Here is a 16,503-nt window from a genome sequence, read left to right as displayed (position 1 = left end):
GGTGCCCGCCAGCAGCAGCAGCGCCGCTGCCAGCGCCGCCATGGCGCCGGCCCAGGCAGGCACGGCGCGCGGCACCGCCAGCGCGGCCAGGGGCAGCGCCAGCACCGCCCAGCCCAGCGCCGCCAGCCCGCCCACCGGCGCCCCCGGCAGCAGCCGGTTCGGCGCCACATTCAGCCAGGGGAGAAGCAGACCCGCCAGGATGAGCAACGCCAGGGCGGCCCGTCCGGCCGCCGCTGCAGGCATCCCCGGCGGTCTCAGCCGCCCAGGCTGCGGAAATGCGCCTGCGCCACCGCCGCCGCCGTGCGGCCCTCCACCGCGATCTGCGCGTTGAGCTGCTGCAGCTTCTCGAGCGTCAGCGAGGCGAAGACCGGCGCCAGCGCCGGGGCGATGCCCGGGTGCGCCGCCAGCACCGGGGCGCGCACCACCGCCGCGGGCTCATAGACGATCTGCGCGCCCTTGGTGTCGCGCATCACCACCAGATCGAGCGCGGCGATGGCGCCATCGGTGCCATAGACCATGGCGGCGTTGACGCCGGAGATCCGCTGCGCCGCGGCGCGCATGGTCACCGCCGTATCGCCGCCCGGCAGCACCACGATGCGGTCGCGCGGGAAGCGGAAGCCGTAGGTGCGCTCGAAGCTGGCCAGCGCGGCCGGGCTTTCGACGAATTCGGCGGAAGCGGCCAGGCGCAGCGTGCCGGCCTCCGCCGCCTTGGCGAAATCCTCCATGGTGGCGAGGTTCCCGGCCCGCGCCAGGTCGCCGCGCAGGGCGATGGCCCAGGTGTTGTTGGCCTCGGCCCGCGGCAGCCAGACCAGATTGTTGGCCTCCCGGTCCAGCCGCGCGACCAGCTCATGGGCGCTCTGGCCGTTGCGGAAGGCCGGGTCCTCCGCCCGGTTGAAGAAGAAGGCGCCGTTGCCGGTGTATTCCGGGTAGAGGTCGATCTCGCCGGCCAGCAGCGCGGTGCGGACGATGCGCGTCGGGCCCAGCGCCAGCCGCGGCTCCACCGGGATGCCGGCGGCGCGCAGCGCCGCCACCACCAGGTTGCCCAGCAGCGCGCCTTCCGTGTCGATCTTCGAGGAGACGACGACCGGCCGTGCCGCCTGCGCCGCCGCCCCCCGGATCCAGCCTGCCGCTGCCAGGGCGAAGGGCATCGCCACAAGGCCGCGTCGCCCGATCATGCCTGCCGCCATCGTCGTCACCCCGTTCGTTGCTGCCAGCCTAGCCCAAATGGCAGCAGCGTCCCACCCGCCAAGGGGTTCCCGCCGCATCGGTGCGATCGTTCGGCCTTCAGCCCATGGCGGCGTCTTCCAGGGTGATGCCGCTGAAGAAGTTCAGCGCGCCCGGCATCGCCTTGAAGCCGGTGAGTTCCTTCTTCATGGCGTAGCCCTGGCTGCGCCAGGCCAGGCCCACCAGCGGCACCTCCTGCAGCGCCACGCGCTGCGCCTCCAGGTAGATGGTGCGGCGCTTGGCGGTGTCGAATTCCGCGCGGCCGGCGCGCATCAGCTCCTCCAGCTTCGGAATGCGCAGCCCGGCGCTGCGGACGTAGGAGGGGGAAAGCGAGCCGTCGATCAGGCTGTTCAGCCCGTCCGCATCGTTGTTGTCGGTGGCCGTGCCCATCACCGCGATGTCGAACTGGCCGCGGTTGCCCAGGTTCACCCGCGTCGCCCAGTCCGGCAGTCGCAGCTCCGCCTGGATGCCCACCGCGGCCAGGTGCTGCTGCACCACCTCCGCCGTGTCCTTGTGCATGCCGTATTGCGCGGTGGACAGCAGGCTGGTGCTGAAGCCGTTCGGCAGCCCGGCTTCCCGCAGCAGCGCCTTGGCGCGGTCCGGATCGTAGGCATGGCCCTTGGACAGCGCCTCGTCATGGAAATCGCTGCCCGGGGCGATGGGCAGGCCTTCCAGGGCGCTGCCGCGGCCGAAGAAGGCGACCTTCACGATGTCGTCGCGCTTGATGGCGTGCGCGATGGCGCGCCGCACCCGCGCATCGCCCAGATGCGGCCGTGTGGCGTTGAAGTTCAGGTACATGAAGGGGCCGTTGGTGGCGTCCAGCCGCAGCCGCTCATCCGCCTCGATCGCCGCCATGGACTGCCAGGGCACGTATTCGATCAGGTCCACATCGCCGGCGCGGATGGCGGAGACGCGGAGATTCTCGTCCGCATAGGCGACCAGCCGCAGCCCGGCCAGCTTCGGCCGGCCCGGCTTGTAATAGCGGTCGAAGGCAACGAGATCGATGGAGGTGCCGCGTTCCTGCGCGCGGATCATGAACGGCCCGGCGCCCACCGGCAGCACGCCGGAGCCGGTGGGGCTGCGCGGGCTGACCATCATCATGTGGTAGGACGCCATCCAGTTGGGCAGGGTGGCGATGGGCGTCTTCGTCAGGATCCGCACGGTGCGCGCATCCGGCGTCTCGATGCCGGCGACGTTCTGCATCTCCGCCCGGTAATAGGCGGTGGAGCGTTCGCCGGCGATCTGCTCGATGTTCCACTTGATGTCGGCGGCCGTCACCTTCTCGCCATTGTGGAACAGCGCGTTGTCGCGCAGCGTGAAGACCCAGCTGGTCGGGCTTTCGTTGCGCCAGGATTCCGCCAGCTCGCCGCGCAGCTTGCCGTCCGGGGCGTAGGACAGCAGGCCGCGATGGATCAGCAGCTTCACGGTGGCCGCCGCCGTGCCGGTATTGGCCCAGGGCTGCAGGCTGGGCGGGAAGGAGGAGAGGCCGAAGCGCAACGTCCCGCCCTGGGCCCGGGCGGCGCCGCCCGGCAGGAGGGGCATGGCAGCGGTGGCGGCGATCAGGCCGCGGCGGGTGATGCGCATTGGTGAAGTCTCCCTTGTCGTTGTTGCTACTCGGCTCCGTAGGTCGCGCGCGCCGCCTCGGGCGTCAGGTTGCCCTCGGCCAGGTCGCGTTGCAGGGCGGCAGGGTCGCGTTCCGCCGGCGGGCCGTAGCCGCCGCCGCCGGGGGTGATGATCTCCACCCAGTCGCCCGCCCGCAACAGCCCGTTGCCCAGCACGAAGGGGGCGATCCCGGGGCCATAGACGAAGCGCCCGCGCCCGCCCGGCCCGCCGCCCTCAAGCCCCCAGGGGGCGGAGGCGAAGCGGGATCCATCCAGGCGCAGCCGGCACTCGGCCTCCGCCCGGTAGACCCGGCGCAACCCCATGCCGCCACGCTGCCGCCCGGCCCCGCCGGAGCCTTCCACCAGCTCGTAGCGCAGCAGCGTCAGCGGGTATTCGATCTCCAGCGCCTCCACCGGCAGGTTGGAGGTGTTGGTGGTGTGCACATGCACCCCATCCAGCCCATCCTTGGTGGCGCGGGCGCCGAAGCCGCCGCCGATGGTCTCCAGATACACCCAGGGCTCGCCGGTGGCGGGCTGGCGGCCGATGAAGGACGCGACGAAGCAGGCGCCGTTGTGCGCGGCGGTGACCCGTTCCGGCACCGCCTGGGCCAGCGCGCCATGGATCAGGTCCACCACGCGCTGGCAGGCGGACAGCCGCGCATTCACCGCCGCCGGCAGCACGCAGTTCAGCACGCTGCCTTCGCGCGCCGTGACCTGCAGCGGCCGCGCCAGCCCGGCATTGGGCAGCAGCGTCGGGTCCACCACCGTCTTCACCGCGTAGTAGACGGTGGCGAGCAGCGCGGTGAAGGTCATGTTGATGCCGGCGCGCACCTGGTCCGGCCCGTCGAAATCCAGCCGCATGGCATCGCCCGCGACGGTCAGCGTCAGGCGCAGCTCCAGCTCGCCCTCGATCTCCGGGCTGTCATGCCGGTCCGTGAAGTGCCAGGTGCCGTCGGGGATGGCGGCGATGCCGGCGCGCATCTTGCGCTCGGCATAGTCCATCAGCGCCTCGCCCGCCGCCAGCACCGTCTGCGTGCCGTATTTCGCGCACAGCGCCTGCATCCGGGCGACACCCAGCCGGTTCGCCGCCATCTGCGCCCGCAGGTCCGAAAGACGCTCCCGCGGCACCTGGCAGTTCAGCAGGATCAGTTCCTGCACGTCCTTCTGCAATTCGCCGGCGCGGTACAGGCGGATGGGCGGGATGCGCAGGCCTTCCTGGAAGATGTGCGCATGGCCGCGATCGGCGAAGTCCGAATGATGCGCCAGGTTCACCGCCCAGCCGATGATGGTCCCATCCACGAAGACCGGCTCCGCCAGCACGATGTCCGGCAGATGCGTGCCGCCGCCCTCATAGGCGTCGTTGCCGACGAAGACGTCGCCCGGCCGCATCTCCGCCACCGGATGGCGCTTCAGCACATGGGCGATGATGCCGATGAAGCTGCCGAGATGGATCGGGATATGCTCCGCCTGGCACAGCGTGTTGCCGGCGATGTCGAACAGCGCGGTGGAGCAGTCCCGCCTTTCCTTGATGTTGGTGGAGTAGGAGGCGCGGACCAGCGCCTCCCCCATCTCCTCGACGATGGAGGACAGGGCGGAGCCGATGACCTCGACGGTGATCGGGTCCGGCACGGGCCGCGCCTTGCTCATGCCGCCGCCTCCAGGATCAGGTTCTCGTATTCGTCCACGCGCGCCTCCTGGCCCGGCAGGATGACGGTGGTGGCGTCCATCTGCTCGACAATGGCGGGGCCGGCGATGCGGTTGCCCGGCGCCAGGCCATCGCGCGCATAGACCGGCACCGCGACCTCGCCCTGCGCTTCCGGCAGCCAGACCTGGCGCGTCGCGCGCCGCGCGGCGGTGGCATCCGGCCCCTGCAGGGGGCGCGGCCGCAGCTCCGCCTTGCGCACCACGCCCGTTGCCTCCAGCCGGAAGGTCACCAGCTGCACCGCCTCCCCCTCCGCGACGAAGCCGTACATCTGGCGGTGCGCGGCGGCGAAGCCTTCCGCCAGATGCGCCAGCGTCGCCGCCGTGAAGGGGCCGTCCGGCAGCGCGACGGGCAGTTCGTAGTTCTGCCCGGCATAGCGCATATCCACCGTGCGGTGCGTCAGGCGCTTGTCGTCGGCGATGTGTTCCTGCGCGAACCAGCGGTCGGCGCTGGCCCGCAGCGTGGCGAAGGCGGCCTCCATCGGCGCCAGCGCCGCCTCGTCCAGCGCGGTCAGCCTTGTGGCGGAGAAATCCGCGCGCAGATCGGTCAGCAGCAGCCCCATGGCACAGAGGATGCCGGGGTTGCGCGGCACCAGCACGCGGCGGATGTCGAGTTCCTTCGCCAGCCGCGCCGCATGCAGCGGCCCGGCGCCGCCGAAGGCGATCAGCGTGTAGTCGCGCGGATCATGCCCCCGCTGCACGGAAATCACCCGGATCGCCTTCGCCATGTTCGCCGTGACAACCGAGAGGATGCCCTGCGCCGTCTCCATCACCCCCATGCCCAGCCGCGCCGCCAGGCGTTCCACCGCCGCCAGCGACAGGTCGCGGCGGATCGGCATGCGGCCATCCAGCAGATGCGTCGGGTGCAGCGTGCCGAGCACGACATTCGCATCCGTCACCGCCGCTTCCTCATTGCCGCGGCCGTAGCAGACCGGTCCGGGGTCGGCGCCGCAGCTGCGCGGCCCCACCTTCAGCAGCCCGCCGGAATCGACGAAGGCGATGGAGCCGCCGCCGGCGCCCACCGTGTGGATGTCCAGCATCGGCGCCTTGATCGGGTAGCCATGCACGATGGCCTCCCCGGTCAGCCGCGCCGCGCCGCCCTGCAGCAGCGCCACATCGGTGCTGGTGCCGCCCATGTCGAAGGTGATGAGGTCCGGGAAGCCGGAAAGCCGGCCGATGGCCTGCGCGCCGACCACGCCGGTGGAGGGGCCGGACAGCACCATGCGCACCGGCATCTCCGCCGCCGCCTCGAAGCCGATGACGCCGCCATTGGACTGCGTCAGATGCGGCGTCGCGGTCACCCCCAGCGCCTCCAGGCGCTGTGCCAGGCGGCGGATGTAGCCGCGCATGACGGGGCCGAGATAGCTGTTCACCACGGCGGTGGACAGGCGCTCGAACTCCCGGAATTCCGGGGCGATCTCGTGGCTCGCGGTCAGGAAGACGTCCGGCATCTCCTCGGCCAGGATGCGCCGCGCCGCGGCCTCGTGCGCCGGGTCGACGAAGCTGTAAAGGAAGCAGATCGCCACCGCCTGCACGCCGGCCGCCTTCAGGGCCCGCGCAGCGTCGCGCACCGCGTCCTCGTCCAGCGCCACCTCCACCGTGCCATCGTGGCGGAGGCGTTCCGGCACCTGCAGGCGCAGCGCGCGGGCCACCAGCACCGGCGGCTTGTCCACCTGCAGGTCGTAAAGGTCCGGACGTTTCTGGCGGCCGATCTCCAGCAGGTCGCGGAACCCGTCCGTGGTCACCAGGCCGGTGCGCACGCCGCGATGCTGGATCAGCGCGTTGGTCGCCACCGTGGTGCCATGGCCGAAATAGGCGATGGAGGCCGGCGGATGCCCGACCTCCGCCATGCCTTCCGCCACGCCGCCGGCAATGCCGCGGGAGGGATCATCCGGGGTGGAGGAGACCTTCCAGACCGCGATCCGCCCGGTGTCTTCCTCGAACAGGCAGACATCCGTGAAGGTGCCGCCCGAATCCACGCCGACCCGCCAACCCAAGGTGCCGTCCCCCTCACCCCATGGAGAAGGACAGTCTTGGGCAGGATCGGAACAGGGTCAATTCTTCTCGGGCTGCTCATCCACCGGCAACGGAAATTCGTCGAGGCAGGGCTGGTAGCTGTCCTCCACGCCGATCCGCGCGGCGCCGAGGAAGCGCACCACGCCGCAATAGAAGGCGACGATCACCAGCAGGTCCGTCAGGCTGGCCTGGTCCAGATGCGCGGCGGCCGCCGCGAAGGTCGCATCGCTCAGCGTGTCGGCGCCCGCCACCATCTCCCGCGCCACGCGCAGCACCGCCCGTGCGGCAGGCTCAAGCCCAGATGTGCCGCCGCGGCTTTCCACGGCGATGGCGCCGATATCCTCGTCGGTCAGGCCGAAGTCGCGGCCGATCGCCACATGGTGCGACCATTCATAGGGCGATCGCGTCACCCAGCCGACCTGCAGGATCGCCAGCTCCCGCAGCCTGGCATCCAGCGCGCTGTGGTGGCGGATGTGGTGCGCCAAGCCCAGGAAGGCGCGCGTCATGCCGGGGCTGTTCACCATGGCGCGGTACAGGTTCACCGGCCGCACCAGCAGCGCCTGGTCCTCCGGCGGCAGGTCGGCGGCGTCGCGATAGGGCAGGCGGTTCATTCAGGCGATCTCCTGGCGGCCCGCCACTCAAGCCGAGCCCGCCGCCCGCGACAACCTACCCCTTCACCGCCCCGGCGGTCAGGCCGGAGACGATGCGCCGCTGGAACACCAGCACCAGCAGGATCAGCGGCACGGTGACGATGACGGAGGCCGCCATGATGCGCCCCCAGGGCAGTTCGAAGGAACTGGCGCCGCTGATCAGCGCGATGGCGACGGGCACCGTGCGCATGTCGTCCGTCAGGGTGAAGGTCAGCGCGAACAGGAATTCGTTCCAGGCGGCGATGAAGGCCAGCAGCCCGGTGGTCGCCATCGCCGGCCCCAGCAGCGGCAGGAAGATGCGCGTCAGCACCACGAAGGGCGTCGCGCCATCCATCACCGCCGCCTCCTCCAGCTCCACCGGCAATTCGCGCAGGAAGGTGGTCAGCACCCAGATGGTGAAGGGCAGCGTGAAGATCAGGTAGCTCAGCGTCAGCCCGGCCAGGTTGTTGTAGAGGCCCAGCGCGCGGATCAGCTCGAACAGACCCGACAGCACCGCCACCTGCGGGAACATCGACACGCCGAGGATTGCCACCAGCAGCGTGCTGCGGCCGCGGAACTGCACCCGCCCCAGCGCATAGGCCGCCGCCACGCCGAGCACCAGCGAGAGCGTCACCACGGAGCCCGCCACCACCACGGAATTCAGGATGTTGCGCCCGAAGGGCTGTTCGCGGAACACCGCGGCGTAGTTGCCCCATTCCGGCCGCGCCGGCCACAGCGAGGCCGAGAACAGCGCGCTGCCGCCCTTCAGCGAGGAGACGATGGCCCAGTAGAAGGGGAACACCGTGTAGACCAGGATCAGGGCCAGCAGCAGGGCGAAGCCGGCGCGAAAGAGCAGCCTGCGCGCCCTCATCGCCCCGCCGCCTCCCCCAGCCGGACGCGGCCGAAGACCAGCAGCAGCGCGGTGACCGCGGCGACCAGCAGCACCACGCCGGTGGCGGCGGCGGAGCCGAAGCCAACATCCTGGAAATCCACCAATTGCTGCCGCGCATAGACAGAGACGGAGGCGGTGGCGCTGCTGTTGCCGGTCAGCACATACATCAGGTCGAAGACGCGCAGCGCATCCAGGCTGCGGAAGATCACCGCCACCATCAGCGCCGGCCAGATCAGCGGCAGGGTGATGCGGAAGAAGCGCCCGACGGGGCCGAGCCCGTCGATCTCCGCCGCCTCATGCAATTCCCCCGGCAGCATCTGCAGCGCCGCCAGCAGCAGCAGCGCCATGAAGGGGGTGGATTTCCAGACATCCACGGCGATGACGGCACCCAGCGCCAGGTTCGGGTTGGCGGTCCAGGCCCAGGGCTCCGTGATCAGCCCGGCGCCCAGCAGCAGCGCGTTCACCACGCCATACTGGTCGTGCAGCATCCAGCCCCACATCTGCGCGGAAACCACGGTGGGGATCGCCCAGGGGATCAGCATGGCCGCCCGCAGCGCGCCGCGGCCGGGCATGCGCGCATTCAGCACCAGGGCGATCACCAGGCCCAGCAGCGTCTCCAGCATCACGGAGATGCCGGCGAAGACCAGCGTGTTGCGCACCGCCCGCCACCAATCCGGGTCATCGGCCAGCCAGGCGTAGTTCTCCAGCCCGATGAAGCCCGCCCCGGCCATCGCGTCCAGCCGGGCATCGGTGAATGAGAACCACAGGGTGCGCGCCAGCGGCCAGCCGGCCACCGCCAGCAGCACCGCCAGCACCGGGGCGAGGAACAGCCAGGCGGAGCGGCGGCGCTGCCGCGCCAGCCCGCCCTGCATCACCAGCGGCCGTTGCGGCTGATGCGCTGCAGGTTGCGCGCCAGCCGCGCCAGCGCGGCCTCCGCCTCCGCCTCCCCGCTCAGCACGGCATGCGCCGTGTTCCAGAATTGGGAGGAAACCTGGTTGTAGCGGTCGCCCGCCACGCCGGAAGGCCGGGCCACGGCATTGACGAAGCTGTCGTACAGCGTGCCGAAGAAGGGGTTGGCGGTCAGCACCGCCGCGTCCTGGTACAGGGCGGGCAGCGTGGGATTGAATCCGCCGGCGATGGCGCGGCGTTTCTGTTCCGCTGCCGCCGTCAGGTGGCGCACCAGCGCCGCGGCTTCCGCCGGGTGCCGCGAATAGCGGGAGACGGCAAGCTGTTCGCCGCCCAGCGTGGTGCTGTGCGTGCCCTCCGCGCCGCCCTTCGGCAGCAGCGCGACGCCGACCTGGCCGCGCACCGGGCTGTCCGCCGCATTCATCAGCGGCCAGGCATAGGGCCAGTTGCGCATGAAGATGGCATTGCCGGTCTGGAACACGCCGCGCGCATCCTCCTCGGCATAGTTCAGCACGCCGCGCGGCGCGATGCGGCCGATCCAGGAGGCGGCCTGGCGCAGTGCCGCCGCGGCGCGGGGGTTGTCGATGCTGATGCGCCCATCCGCCTCCACGATGGTGCCGCCGCCATGGCTGTGCACCCATTCCAGCGCATTCACCGTCAGCCCCTCATAGGCGCGGCCCTGGAAGACGTAGCCCAGCAGCCGTTCATTGCCCGCCGCACGCTCCGCCGCCAGGATCGCCAGGGCAGTCTCCGCCATCTGCGCCCAGGTCTCGGGCACCGTCCGGCCATGCCTCTCCAGCAGGTCGCGGCGGTAGTAGAGCACGCCGCCATTGGTGAACCACGGCATCGCCACCAGGCGGTCCTCCGCCGTGTTGTTCGCGATGGCTGCCGGGAAGTGCTGCGCGCGGATGTCGGCCGGGATGTGCGGGGCGAGGTCCAGCAGATGCGGCGCCAGGATGCCGGGCCAGACCACGTCGATCTGCAGCACGTCGATATCCGTGGCGCCGGCGGAGAGCAGCTGCTGGTACAGCGCCAGGCGCTCCGTGCTGCCGCTGGGAGTCGAGACCAGCTGCACCCGGTTGCCGGTCTGCGCCGCCCATTCCTGCGCGGCATCGCGGCACAGCGCGAATTCCACGCCGACGGCGCCGCAGGCGATGGCGACAGTGACCTGCGCGCGTGCCGCCCCGCCCAGCAGCACCAGCATCGCCGCGATCATGATGCGCAGCCGCACGGCGTCTTCCTCCCGTTGTTCCACCCGCGGCGAGACAACGCGAAGATGCTGCCGGCCGCAACCACGGGTCGCGGGCTTGTGACCTCAGAAGGCCAGCGGGAAATGCACCGGGAAGGGCGTGCCCGCGCCATCCACCGGCCCGGCGCGGCGCAGGCCCTCGCGGCGCAGCAACGGCTTCAGCATCTGCGGGATCACCGCCTGGTTGATGTGCGCGCCGAAGCAGGTGTGCATGCCGTAGCCCCACAGCATGTAGGCCTCCGCACCCCGTCCGGCGCGGAAATCCTGCGGCCGGTCCAGCGCGATCGGGTCGTGCATGGCGGAGAGGTTGGCCGCCAGCACCATCGTCCCTTCCGGCACGCGGCGGGCGCGCAGCGTGCCGCGGGCGATCACCGTCTCCCGCACCGCGCGGCGGTAGATGAAGGGGTTCACGGGGTCGAAACGCAGCGCTTCCCACAGCAGCGCGGCCAGCGCGGCGTCGTCATCGGCGCGTGCGGCGGCCTGCGCGGCGGCCAGCGCCACCGGCCGGTCCAGCAGCCCATCGAGCGCCTTGACGCAGGCCTTGGACAGGGTCGGCACCAGCCCGATCAGCAGGCCGATCAGGTTGTTGCGGATGCCGAGGTCGTCCATCCCCGGCACGCCTGCCGCCTGCAAGGCCAGGCAGCGGTCCAGCACCTGGTCGGTGCCGGCGGGCGCCGCCCTGCGCGCGGCGATCACGCCATCCAGATAGCCACGGCAGGCTTCCGCCGCGGCCAGCGCCGGGCGCGTCACCGCCTCCTCCCCCCTCAAATCGACGAAGAGGTACCAGAACATCCGCGTGGTCCACGCCGCCATCTCGGCGGAGGAAGGACCCGGCGTGCCGAAGTACTGGCCGAGCAGCCCGGTCAGCACCGGCAAGGTCAGGTCCTGCGGCATGTCGAGCCTGCCGCCGCTGCCGGCGACGATCGCCTCCGCCCGCTGCGCCACGAAGGGCAGGACGAGGCGCGGCACATCCTCACGCCGCATGGCCAGCCGCATGGCGGCGACGTCGCGCGTATAGGCGGCGCTGTCCTGCATGCCGAGGAAGAAGTTCTCCCCGGCGGTGATGGCGCGCATCTTCGGCTCATAGACAACGGCGAAGTCGGACTCGCGCTCCAGCACCTCCGTCACATCGGCATGGCGGGTGACGATGACGGTGCCGGTGTTGTCGTAGGCGGCGACCAGCCGGCGCGACAGCGCCAGGTTCGGCGCCACGGCGCGCAGCAGCGCGAAGGCCTGGCGCTGCGTGTCCGTGGCGCCCAGCAGCGCGGCGATCCGCGCGCCGCGCCCCGCCGCATCCCCCATCCAGGCCCGCCCGCCCCGCACGGCCAGCCGCCCCGCCGCGCCCAGCGCCGCCCCCGCCATGCCGAGCCGGATGCCGGCGGCGCTGGCCAGATTGCCCGGCAGGCTCATGTCGGGTCGACGATGCCGGCGGCGATCATGCGCAGCGCGGTCATGCTGGGGACGAAGAAATACTCGCCGCCGCGCGTCTCCACGAATTGCGGCAGGCGGTCGCAGATGAAGGGCGGCTTGTCGCCGGCCGGGTCCGCGGCGATGACGAATTTCGCCGCCTCGCCGTGGTTGCCGATGATCGGGCAGGTGTCGTTGCCGGCATTGAAGTCCAGCCCGTACTGCATCCATTGCTGCTGCACGAATTCGAACTGCCGGAACAGGCTGGCGCAGGTGGCCAGCAGCACGATGCCGTGCTCGGCGTCGTCGCCCGTCGCATCCGGCGGCGCGGCGCCATAGGGCAGGCCACGGCGCAGGATGCGGCGGCGGTTGTTCAGCACGCTGCCGTTCCACTGCTTCGGATCCGGGGAGGCCAGCAGCGGGTCCATCATGTCCCGCGTGTTGGACCGCCGCAGATGCGAGCCGAAGGGGCATTTCGCGCCATGCGGATCGTCGCGGAAGGTGAAGTCCACCAGCGCCCGGTCCAGCGCCGCCAGCGTCGCCGCGTCGCCCTGCCGCGCGGCCTCCGCCCGCCGCTGCCGCACCGCCTGCCAGGCCGCATAATCCGGCGCCTGGATCAGCGGCACGCGATCGGACCAGCGGCCGGCGATCTTGGCGCGCAGAGTCTCGCAGGCTTCGTGGTGCGGCATCTGCATCACGCCGGCGAAGGCCACCGCCATGCGGTCGATGGCATCGCGGAAGGCGGCGACGTTCTGGTGCAGCTTGCGATAGGCGATGAAGGTGCCGTTGCGGCTGAAATCCAGCGGCATGGGCGCGCCGGCGATCTCCTGCGATTCATCCGGATGGCCCAGCAGGAATTCGCCGGTGGCCAGCGGCGCCCAGCGCTGGTCGGGCAGCAGCTTGCCCTGGCCGCGCACGCGCTCCGCCATCTTGGACGCTTCGTGCTGCCCGGCGAAGACCGGGTCGCCGATGGCATCGAGGAAGCCGAAATGCTCGGTCGGCAGCGGCTGCGCCGTGCCGTCGGCCTGCCGCTCCAGCAGCGCCGACAGATCCTGCCAGCGCGGATCGGCGCCGCGATGGCCGGACAGCAGCAGGACGCCGCCCTGCGTCGCCGCGACATGGCCCTCGATCAGCCGCGTCAGCGCATCAAGCTCCGCCACCGGCGTGCCATCAGGGTTCATCTGCGCATTCAGCGTGACCAGTACATGCACGCGGCGCTTCGGGTCTTCCCGCCACAGCCAGACCTCGTCCCAGGCCTGCTCGATGGGCTTCGGAAAATTGTCGCCGAGGATGTCGGCGCGCGCCGGCATGCCGTCGATGAACTCGTCCGGCATGCCGCGCAGCGAACGGATCGGCACGCCCAGCGCCAGCAGGCCCCAGAAGGTGAAGGCGAGGTTCACCGCCACCTGCGGCCGCTTCTGGAACACCGCCCCCGGCTTAGGCGCGTCCTTGGTGGAAGGCCAGCGCAGCGCCGTCGTCACATAGGGTCGCACCAGGTCCAGCAGGGTGCGCCCGGCTCGACCATCGACGATGTTCAGCAGCAGGCAGCGCCCCTTCGGGAAGCCCAGCTTGCCATAGGCGGTCAGCACATTGCCCTGGATGTCGGCCAGGTCCAGTTGCACGCCCATGCCCGCCTCCCCGCTCAGCATTTCACCACGCCGCGCCGCTGCGTCGGCGCCGCCACATCCTCCGGCCGGTGCGCGGCAAGGAAATCGCCGAAGGCGGCGTGCAGCGCCTCCGGCGTGGCGCCCTGCGTGTCGATGGCGAAGCGCGTGAAGCGCTGCTGCAGGTACAGCGCCTTCAGCACGGAAGGCAGGTCGCTGCGCGGTGCCGTGGGGAAGGGCTTCGCGGCGGCCGCCATGACGGCGGCATAGGCCCACCACAGCCCCAGCGGCAGCACCACCAGCCCGGCCAGCGCCAGCAGCAGCCACGGCTTCGCGTGCCAGGGCGTCAGCGCCGCGACCAGCGCGCCGAGCAGCCCGATGCCCAGCGCCAGCGCGCCCAGCGCCGCCGGCGCCAGCAGCCGCTTCAACGGCAGCGGCGCCAGCGGCGGTGCGCCGGTCCAGTAGTCGTTGAAGGGCATGGTGGTTTCCACCTGGCAGGCGCGCACCAGGCCGGCGAAACCGGCCGCGTCGACCAGCCGCGCATGGCCCTCGCAATGCTGCAGGATCTCCTGCAGTTCCGGCGCCATCACCGCCCAGAGATGCGCCAAGTAGTCGTCCAGCGCCGCATCGCTGCCATCCGGCGCGTCGAAATCCACGACGAGGATCAGGAAGGAACAGGGCAGCCGGTCCACCGGGTCCGCCTCGCTCGGCGGCTTCGCCAGGCGGAGGGAGACCGCGATCGGGTCGCGCTGGCCGCGGCCGTTGAAGGCGACGTCGTCCAGCACGGCGAAGCGGGCGAAATGGGTGCGGTCGCTGCGCGCGAAGGGGCTGTTCAGTCCGATGGCCTCGGTGGCCGGCGTCTGCAGCGCAGTGGGCAGCGCCGCCAGCGCCGCGCGCAGCTCATGCAGGTGCGAGGTCACCGTGGCATCGGTGCGCGGATCGGCGCAGAGGTCCTGTCGCACCGGGATCAGCGCGGTCAGGAAATAGTGGCCCCCGTCGAAATTCGGCATGGCGTGGGCTCCTTCAGGTGCCGGGGCGCCGGATCAGCGCCTCGCGGTTCCGGTCGGCATTCCGCGTGTCGTTGCTGGCCACTGGCGCATGGCCGGCGGAAGGCAGGTCGTTCTGCACGGCCAGGAAGGCGCGCCGGAACGCCACGGCGAAGTCGGCCGGCGGCAGCGTGGCGTGCTGCGCGCGCAGCCCGTCCAATGCCGCCCAGACGCGCAGCGCCGCCTTGATGTCGCGCTGCGCCGCGCCGGGGGTGGCGTTGTAGTAGTAGTCCGTGTCGATCTGGTTGGCGCGGATGTAGTCCTTGAAGGGCGTGATCGGGATCGACCCCGGGTACTTCGTGCTGGAATACCAGAACAGGTCGAGCCCGTTCGGGATGCCGTCGCTGAAGGCGTCGATGTACTGGTCCCAGGTGCCGTTGAAGTTGCTGACGAACAGCATGTAGTCGTTGCCCAGCCGCGCCCGGCCCTGGCCGAGATCCGGCCACTGGTCGCGCCGGATCATCACCCAGCGAGCGAAATGGATGATGGACAGGCCCAGCAACCCGCCAAGCTGCTGCGGCTGGGTGCGCGCCACCATGAACAGCAGCCGGTTGATCCAGGTCTTCCACGGCCGCATCGGGGTGACGACGTTCATCCCGTAGGCCTTGCCCGCGACATTCGACATCGACGGCCCCCCGACCGGTTGCGCGGCGGCAGGCTAGCCTCCTGGCCGGTCGTTGCAAGGCAAAAGCGGTTCGCGCCGGGGTTGCGCGAAACCGTCGGAAACAATCACGCCCACGGCCGCGCGGGCGGTGGCGTCAGGCGAAGCGCGCCGCCACCGCCGGGTCCAGGAAGCGCTGCACCTCGATGGCATAGCCGCCGGGATCCTCCAGGAAGAAGTGCTCGAGATGCGCGTTGCGCTGAACGGGGCCGAGCCTGGGCGCGCCGGCCGCCGCCAGCCGCGCATGCCAGGCGGCCACATCCGGCACCAGCACGGTCAGTAGCGCGGCGCTGCGCGGCTGGTGCCGCAGATGGCCCTTGTTGCCGTCGACGATGCCGAAATGGCTGCCGGGCGCGATGCGGTACAGCCGCGCCATGCCCTGGTCCTGCAACAGCTCGAACCCCATCACCTGCTCATAGAACGGGATCACCGGCGCCAGCTCGGCGTAGTAGAAGAAGGTGATGGCGCCGCTGGGCTTCATGCCGCGGCCACCACGGCTTCGTGCATCGCGCCCTGCGCCGGCGCATAGGCGGCGGCGAAGTGGTTCACGCCCGGCAGCACGAAGCAGGCGGCCTGCGGCAGCGCCGCGGCCAGCGCCGCCGACTGGCGGATGAATTCCGGGCTTTCCGCCGTGCCCCAGGCCAGGAACACCGGCGCCGTGATGCGCGCGGCATGGCGCAGCGGGCTCAGCGCCGCCGCCTCCGCCGCATCCAACATCACGTAGTCGCGGCGGGAGGACAGCAGCACCGGCTCCAGATCGTAAAGGCCGGAGACCAGCGTCACGCTGGCGAAATCCTGCTCCGTCGCCAGCACCGCGGCCAGATGCGCGCCGGAGGAATGGCCGGAGAGGTGGATCGGCCCGCGCGGCCGCAGCCAGGCGACGCAGTCGCGCAATTCCTGCACCACATCCGGCAGCCGGCGCGCCGGCAGCAGGCTGAAATCCGGCACCGCCACCTCGAAGCCTGCGGCGCAGAAGGCGGGCGCGAGAATGCCGGAATCGGCGCGCGACTGCGCCCGCCAGGCGCCGCCATGGATGTGCAGCAGCACGCCGCGCGGCCTGCCCTGCGCCGGGTACAGGTCGCAGCCATGCGGGCCGTAGGACAGCACGGCGGGCCGCAGGGCGGCGCGCGCGGCCTCGGTGTCGGCGCGGTAGCGCGCCAGCCAATCCGCCATGTCCGGCGCCCAGACGCGCTGGTCATACGCGGCATCCAGGCTCGCCTGGTCGTGCTGCAGCCAGATTTTCAACAACGCCTCCGCTTTGCCGGCTGCCTCTATGCCAGCAAAGCGGCGGCTTCCACAGCGGGGCGGCGGCGGCCAGCCGCCCTTGCGTGGCGGACGGGCTGGATGCGGAACAACCTGCCTGCGCTTGCGCCTGGTGCAGATCGCGGCGCGATCGTCCCGGGTTCAGTTGCGCCAGAAGGGCTTTCGCGCCTCCCACGCCGCATCGTAGCGGGTGATCCCCATGTCCTTCAGCTCCGCCTCCGAAAGCTGGTCGAGAAGCCGGCGCTGGGCGGAGCGTTCCGCCCAGGCCCGCAGCAGCCGGAACAGCCCGCGCAGCCAGCGCATG

At 71.2% G+C, this 16,503-nt stretch carries 15 protein-coding genes and 1 pseudogene; all 16 read right to left on the bottom strand.

The window, feature by feature from the left end:
* Positions 1-243, bottom strand: a pseudogene (locus HEQ75_RS18575) (ABC transporter permease); the annotation flags it as partial.
* An 11-nt stretch (positions 244-254) separates the two neighbouring features.
* Positions 255-1,175, bottom strand: coding sequence for a glycine betaine ABC transporter substrate-binding protein OsmF (osmF, locus tag HEQ75_RS18570; RefSeq protein WP_209318641.1), 921 nt, complete (start codon positions 1,173-1,175; stop codon positions 255-257).
* Positions 1,176-1,284: 109 nt separating this feature from the next.
* Positions 1,285-2,808, bottom strand: coding sequence for an ABC transporter substrate-binding protein (locus HEQ75_RS18565; protein WP_168033447.1), 1,524 nt, complete (start codon positions 2,806-2,808; stop codon positions 1,285-1,287).
* 26 nt (positions 2,809-2,834) lie between these two features.
* Positions 2,835-4,472 (bottom strand): hydantoinase B/oxoprolinase family protein, encoded by a 1,638-nt coding sequence (locus HEQ75_RS18560; protein WP_168033445.1) that lies wholly within the window; start codon positions 4,470-4,472, stop codon positions 2,835-2,837.
* Positions 4,469-6,523 carry a hydantoinase/oxoprolinase family protein gene (locus HEQ75_RS18555; RefSeq protein ID WP_168033443.1) on the bottom strand — a complete coding sequence of 685 codons (2,055 nt, stop codon included), beginning with the start codon at positions 6,521-6,523 and terminating at the stop codon, positions 4,469-4,471. Before HEQ75_RS18555 ends, HEQ75_RS18560 begins: the two co-directional genes overlap by 4 nt.
* Before the next feature lie 57 nt (positions 6,524-6,580).
* Positions 6,581-7,153 carry a carboxymuconolactone decarboxylase family protein gene (locus HEQ75_RS18550; protein WP_168033440.1) on the bottom strand — a complete coding sequence of 191 codons (573 nt, stop codon included), beginning with the start codon at positions 7,151-7,153 and terminating at the stop codon, positions 6,581-6,583.
* 55 nt (positions 7,154-7,208) lie between these two features.
* Positions 7,209-8,042 (bottom strand): carbohydrate ABC transporter permease, encoded by an 834-nt coding sequence (locus HEQ75_RS18545; RefSeq protein WP_168033438.1) that lies wholly within the window; start codon positions 8,040-8,042, stop codon positions 7,209-7,211.
* On the bottom strand, positions 8,039-8,935 hold the full coding sequence (locus HEQ75_RS18540) for a carbohydrate ABC transporter permease (RefSeq protein ID WP_168033436.1): 897 nt from the start codon (positions 8,933-8,935) through the stop codon (positions 8,039-8,041). The genes HEQ75_RS18545 and HEQ75_RS18540 overlap by 4 nt, the downstream gene beginning before the upstream one ends.
* On the bottom strand, positions 8,935-10,200 hold the full coding sequence (locus HEQ75_RS18535; RefSeq protein ID WP_328734360.1) for an ABC transporter substrate-binding protein: 1,266 nt from the start codon (positions 10,198-10,200) through the stop codon (positions 8,935-8,937). Before HEQ75_RS18535 ends, HEQ75_RS18540 begins: the two co-directional genes overlap by 1 nt.
* Before the next feature lie 84 nt (positions 10,201-10,284).
* Positions 10,285-11,628, bottom strand: a complete 1,344-nt coding sequence (locus HEQ75_RS18530) for a cytochrome P450 (protein WP_168033434.1) — start codon at positions 11,626-11,628, stop codon at positions 10,285-10,287.
* Positions 11,625-13,253 carry a Dyp-type peroxidase gene (locus tag HEQ75_RS18525; protein ID WP_209318640.1) on the bottom strand — a complete coding sequence of 543 codons (1,629 nt, stop codon included), beginning with the start codon at positions 13,251-13,253 and terminating at the stop codon, positions 11,625-11,627. Before HEQ75_RS18525 ends, HEQ75_RS18530 begins: the two co-directional genes overlap by 4 nt.
* A gap of 14 nt (positions 13,254-13,267) precedes the next feature.
* Positions 13,268-14,239: a hypothetical protein gene (locus HEQ75_RS18520; protein ID WP_168033430.1), complete on the bottom strand. Its 972-nt coding sequence runs from the start codon at positions 14,237-14,239 to the stop codon at positions 13,268-13,270.
* Between the two features lie 13 nt (positions 14,240-14,252).
* Positions 14,253-14,900 (bottom strand): hypothetical protein, encoded by a 648-nt coding sequence (locus HEQ75_RS18515; RefSeq protein WP_168033428.1) that lies wholly within the window; start codon positions 14,898-14,900, stop codon positions 14,253-14,255.
* A 133-nt stretch (positions 14,901-15,033) separates the two neighbouring features.
* Entirely contained in the window at positions 15,034-15,417 is a 384-nt protein-coding gene (locus HEQ75_RS18510; RefSeq protein ID WP_168033426.1) for a VOC family protein, read from the bottom strand.
* On the bottom strand, positions 15,414-16,181 hold the full coding sequence (locus tag HEQ75_RS18505) for an alpha/beta hydrolase (RefSeq protein WP_168033424.1): 768 nt from the start codon (positions 16,179-16,181) through the stop codon (positions 15,414-15,416). The genes HEQ75_RS18510 and HEQ75_RS18505 overlap by 4 nt, the downstream gene beginning before the upstream one ends.
* Before the next feature lie 159 nt (positions 16,182-16,340).
* Positions 16,341-16,502: a DUF1127 domain-containing protein gene (locus HEQ75_RS18500; RefSeq protein ID WP_235961927.1), complete on the bottom strand. Its 162-nt coding sequence runs from the start codon at positions 16,500-16,502 to the stop codon at positions 16,341-16,343.
* Position 16,503 lies beyond the last annotated feature (1 nt).

This window comes from Falsiroseomonas selenitidurans (genome assembly GCF_012103215.1).
Lineage (GTDB): Bacteria > Pseudomonadota > Alphaproteobacteria > Acetobacterales > Acetobacteraceae > Falsiroseomonas > Falsiroseomonas selenitidurans.
The sequence above is the reverse complement of the archived record's forward strand: the minus strand, read 5'-3'. Positions and strand labels throughout refer to the sequence as shown.